The organism is Acidovorax sp. KNOB132, assembly GCF_057541515.1.
Genome location: NZ_BAAJYT010000292.1, coordinates 1 through 4,261, shown reverse-complemented (window position 1 = coordinate 4,261; position 4,261 = coordinate 1). Strand labels below are relative to the sequence as shown.

General features: G+C 68.2%; 5 protein-coding genes and 1 pseudogene. 1 reads left to right on the top strand and 5 read right to left on the bottom strand.

The features are described from left to right. A partial coding sequence (locus AC27IO_RS21200) for a S1C family serine protease (RefSeq protein WP_498740612.1) occupies nt 1–1,019 on the top strand: 1,019 nt, incomplete at its 5' end. A 305-nt stretch (nt 1,020–1,324) separates the two neighbouring features. Here the strand turns inward: AC27IO_RS21200 and tatC are convergent. The 5 genes and pseudogenes from tatC to AC27IO_RS21175 all read right to left on the bottom strand — a co-directional run. Beyond that, the gene (tatC, locus tag AC27IO_RS21195; RefSeq protein ID WP_272567636.1) at nt 1,325–2,116 is read right to left on the bottom strand and encodes a twin-arginine translocase subunit TatC; all 792 of its coding nucleotides are present in this window, start codon (nt 2,114–2,116) and stop codon (nt 1,325–1,327) included. 57 nt (nt 2,117–2,173) lie between these two features. Beyond that, entirely contained in the window at nt 2,174–2,665 is a 492-nt protein-coding gene (tatB, locus tag AC27IO_RS21190) for a Sec-independent protein translocase protein TatB (protein WP_284396785.1), read from the bottom strand. Between the two features lie 21 nt (nt 2,666–2,686). Continuing rightward, nucleotides 2,687–2,935 (bottom strand): Sec-independent protein translocase subunit TatA, encoded by a 249-nt coding sequence (tatA, locus tag AC27IO_RS21185; protein WP_284396782.1) that lies wholly within the window; start codon nt 2,933–2,935, stop codon nt 2,687–2,689. Between the two features lie 106 nt (nt 2,936–3,041). Next, the gene (locus AC27IO_RS21180) at nt 3,042–3,401 is read right to left on the bottom strand and encodes a histidine triad nucleotide-binding protein (RefSeq protein ID WP_284405146.1); all 360 of its coding nucleotides are present in this window, start codon (nt 3,399–3,401) and stop codon (nt 3,042–3,044) included. Nucleotides 3,402–3,454: 53 nt separating this feature from the next. Then, nucleotides 3,455–4,261, bottom strand: a pseudogene (locus AC27IO_RS21175) (patatin-like phospholipase family protein); the annotation flags it as partial.

The following is a 4,261-nucleotide window of genomic DNA, read 5'->3' as shown; positions in this document are numbered from 1 at the left end:
CCAGCACCCCGGCCGCGCCCCCCGCCCCCGGCAGCTTCGCCGCCGCGGCACGCAAGGCCGCGCCGGCAGTGGTCAGCATCAACACCAGCAAGGCCGCCGTTCGCCACCCGCGCAGCAACGACCCGTGGTTCCAGTTCTTCTTCGGCGACCAGGGCACCCAACAGGCGCAGACCGGCCTGGGCAGCGGCGTGATCATCAGCCCGGACGGCTACATCCTCACCAACAACCACGTGGTCGAGGGCGCGGACGAGATCGAGGTCACCCTGACCGACAGCCGCCGCACGCGCGCCACCGTGATCGGCACCGACCCGGACACCGACCTGGCCATCCTGAAGGTGCAGCTGGACAAGCTGCCCGTGATCGTGCTGGGCAACTCCGACCAGCTCGCCGTGGGCGACCATGTGCTGGCCATCGGCAACCCGTTCGGCGTGGGGCAGACGGTCACCAGCGGCATCGTGAGCGCGCTGGGCCGCAGCCAGCTGGGCATCAACACGTTCGAAAACTTCATCCAGACCGACGCGGCCATCAACCCGGGCAATTCGGGCGGCGCGCTGGTGGACGTGAACGGCAACCTGATGGGCATCAACACCGCCATCTACTCGCGCTCGGGCGGCAGCATGGGCATCGGCTTCGCCATTCCCGTGTCCACCGCCAAGCTGGTGCTGGACGGCATCGTGAAGGACGGGCAGGTCACGCGCGGCTGGATCGGCGTGGAGCCGAACGAGCTGTCGCCCGAACTGGCGCAGACCTTCGGCGTGAAGGCCTCCGAGGGCGTGATCATCACCGGCGTGCTGCAGGACGGCCCCGCCGCCCGTGCCGGCATGCGCCCAGGCGACGTGATCGTGCAGGTGCAGGACAAGCCAACTGCCAGCGTCTCCGCCCTGCTCACCGCCGTGGCCTCGCTCAAGCCCGGCACGCCCGCCACGTTCCAGCTGCAGCGCGGCGATTCGCGGGTGGAGCTGGAGGTGGTGCCCGGAACCCGGCCCCGGCCGCAGCGGGCACCTCAGCCACAGCGCTGAGGCGGCGTTGTCCCGGGGGGATTCATTCGCCGCGGGACACGATTGAAACGGGTGGGCGATGCATGGGGCCTTGCGGGCGGCCCAGGGGTGGCGCCGTGGTCTTGACGGCGGGCCGGCGACGTGAACGTCCGGCGCGGATCAGGCCATCGAGCAAGCCGTGGAGCGCACTGCAGGCAACCCCTGGCGCAGCATCAGCGCCGCCATGAAGAATCGATCACCCGATCACGCCCTGCCATCGGCGATGCGACCGGACGGCAGCGCGCAAGGGCAAGGCACGCCGCGCAGGCGTTGCCCAGCCCCCAATGTCAGGTCGGTTCCTGCGCCTGTTCGTCCTCGGGCGCCTTGGTGTGGCGGATGAAGAGCTGCGCCGCCCAGATGCCCAGTTCGTAGAGCAGGCACATCGGCACGGCCAGGGCCAGCTGGGACACCACGTCGGGAGGGGTGACCACGGCGGCGATGATGAAGGCCAGCACGATGAAATAGCCGCGAAAGCCCTTGAGCTTTTCCACGCTGACCAGCCCCATGCGCGCCAGCACGATCACGACGATCGGCACCTCGAACGACAGGCCGAACGCGAGGAACATGGTGAGTACGAAGCTCAGGTACGCCTCGATGTCAGGCGCGGCGGTGATGCTCTTGGGCGCGAAGCCCTGGATGAAGGCGAACACCTGCCCGAACACGAAGAAGTAGCAGAACGCCACGCCCACCAGGAACAGCAGCGTGCTGGAGACCACCAGCGGCAGCACCAGCTTCTTCTCGTGCGAATACAGGCCCGGCGCCACGAAGGCCCACACCTGCCACAGCACCACGGGCAGTGCCAGCAGGAAGGCCGACATCAGCAAAATCTTGAGCGGCACCATGAACGGCGAGATCACCGAGGTTGCGATCAGCGTGGCGCCCTTGGGCAGGTGCGCCACCAGGGGCGCGGCCAGCAGGTCGTAGAGCGCGCCCGGGCCGGGGTACAGGAACAGGATGCCCGCGGCGATGCCGATGGCGATCAGCGCCTTGACCAGGCGGTCGCGCAGCTCCATGAGGTGCTGCACGAACGGCTGCTCGGTGCCGGCCAGCTCGTCTTCTTTAGTGGGGGTTTCGGACATGGTGCAGGAGGGGCGGGCATTGCACCCGCGCGGGTGGCTGCGCGGGGTGCGCAGCCATCAATGGAATTTCTGGGGCCGAAAGCGGGCCACGCGCGCCGCGCCCGACTGGGCCTTGGTGCGCACGCCGCTGCGGGCTTTGTACCACTGCGGCGTGGCGCCCCGCTTGAGGCGCCAGTTCTTGCCGGGGTGCTTGTACGCGGGCACCACGCTGGCGTCGCCGGCCGCGTCGTACGGCACACCGGTATCGGTGCCCGTGCCGGACGCGGTGCCGGAAAAGTCGTTGTTCCAGTCTTTTTCGAAGTCGCTGGCGCTGGTGTGGATGCTCTGGTGCACGTCGCGTGCGGCACCTTCCATCGTTTCCTTCATCTTGCGCAGCTCGTCCAGCTCCATGGAACGGTTGACCTCGGACTTCACGTCGGCCACGTAGCGCTGCGCCTTGCCCAGCAGCGTGCCGACGGTGCGCGCCACGCGTGGCAGCTTCTCGGGGCCGATGACGATCAGCGCCACGGCGCCGATCAGCGCCATTTTGGACAGGCCAATATCAATCATGGAAGCAGGGCCGGCAGGGCATTAGCCCTTGTGCTTGGCTTCGACGTCGATGGTGGTGCCCTTGGGGTCGGCGGCGGTGTGGTTGACGACCTGCCCTGCGGGGGGCGTGGCTGGCGGCACGTCGCTCGCGGAGCCGTCCTTCATGCCGTCCTTGAACCCCTTGACGGCGCCGCCCAGGTCGGAGCCCATGTTCTTGAGCTTCTTCGTGCCGAACACCATCACCACGATCAGCAGCACGATCAGCCAGTGCCAGATGGAAAACGAACCCATGTCAATCTCCTAACGAATACGGACCATTCTAGACCCGCCGCATGACGGGGAAGTTCATATCCCTGCGGCCGCCCGGGCTCCACGGCCCTTCCCGGCGGCCGCCGGTTCAGCCCTTGAGCCAGGGCCGCGGGCCGCCCATCACGTGCACGTGCAGGTGGTGCACTTCCTGGCCGCCCTCGGCGCCCGTGTTCACCACGATGCGGAAACCGCCTTCGGGATAGGGATTGCAGCCCTGCTCCAGCGCCAGGCGCGGGGCCAGCGCCATCATGCGGCCCAGCACACCGGCATGGGCCTCGGTCACGCCGGCCATGGAGTGCACATGCTCCTTGGGCACCATCAAAAAATGCACGGGCGCCCAGGGGTGGATGTCGTGGAAGGCGAAGATGTCTTCGTCCTCGTACACCTTCCTGGAGGGAATCTGGCCCGCGATGATCTTGCAGAAAAGGCAGTTCGGATCGTGCTGCATGGATGGGGGATGGGGTGGAACTGGAAAAACGGGGCCTGGCTGGAGGCGCCGGGTCAGGCATTGTCGGCCATGTTCACCGTGGGACGCACGCCGACGTCGGCCTGGTGGGCCTGGATCCAGCCCTGCCCCGCGGTGCGGCCCAGCTCGAACAGCTGGCGGATGAACGGCAGGTCCGCCCGCGTCTTGCTGGAGGCGCCAAAGCCCGCCAGCAGCGAGCCGCCGTCGATACGGTGCATGCGCACGCTCTTGTAGCGCCGCGCATCCAGCTTGCCCTCGGCCAGCAGGCGCCGCACGAACTCGATGGCGCGCATCTCGCCCAGCAGGCTGGCGTTGAAGGTGACCTCGTTCATGCGCTCCATGATCTCGGAGGCGGTGTCGGGCACTTCGGCATGCTCGATGGGGTTGATCTGCACCAGCAGGACGTCGCTGCACTCGGTGTTGTAGATCAGCGGGTACAGGGCGGGGTTGCCGGAGTAGCCGCCGTCCCAGTAGTGCTGGTCGCCGATCTGCACCGCCTTGAACAGGAGGGGCAGGCAGGCCGAGGCCATGACGGCATCGGCGCTCAGGGCCTTGCCGGAGAAGATCTCGCCGCGCCCGGTGCGCACGTTGGTGGCGCACACGAAGACGCGGGGGGTGGCGCGCGGCGCTCAGCACGTCGAAGTCCACCTCGCGCTCCAGCAGCCGGCGCAGCGGGTTGATGTCCAGCGGGTTCGTCTGGTAGGGCGAGAGCCACTGGGTCATCATGCCCATGAAGGGGCTGGAGGCCAGCGGCACGCCCCACAGCAGGCTGCCCATGGCGCCCACGCCCTCCCACAGCCGCCGCAGCGTGGCGCGCGCCGCCTCGCAGCCGGCGCGGTGCG

Coding starts and splice junctions, on each gene's coding strand:
- tatC (WP_272567636.1), bottom strand. CDS start 2,116: ATGTCCGAAACCCCCACTAAAGAAGACGAGCTGGCCGGCACCGAGCAG.
- tatB (WP_284396785.1), bottom strand. CDS start 2,665: ATGATTGATATTGGCCTGTCCAAAATGGCGCTGATCGGCGCCGTGGCG.
- tatA (WP_284396782.1), bottom strand. CDS start 2,935: ATGGGTTCGTTTTCCATCTGGCACTGGCTGATCGTGCTGCTGATCGTG.
- AC27IO_RS21180 (WP_284405146.1), bottom strand. CDS start 3,401: ATGCAGCACGATCCGAACTGCCTTTTCTGCAAGATCATCGCGGGCCAG.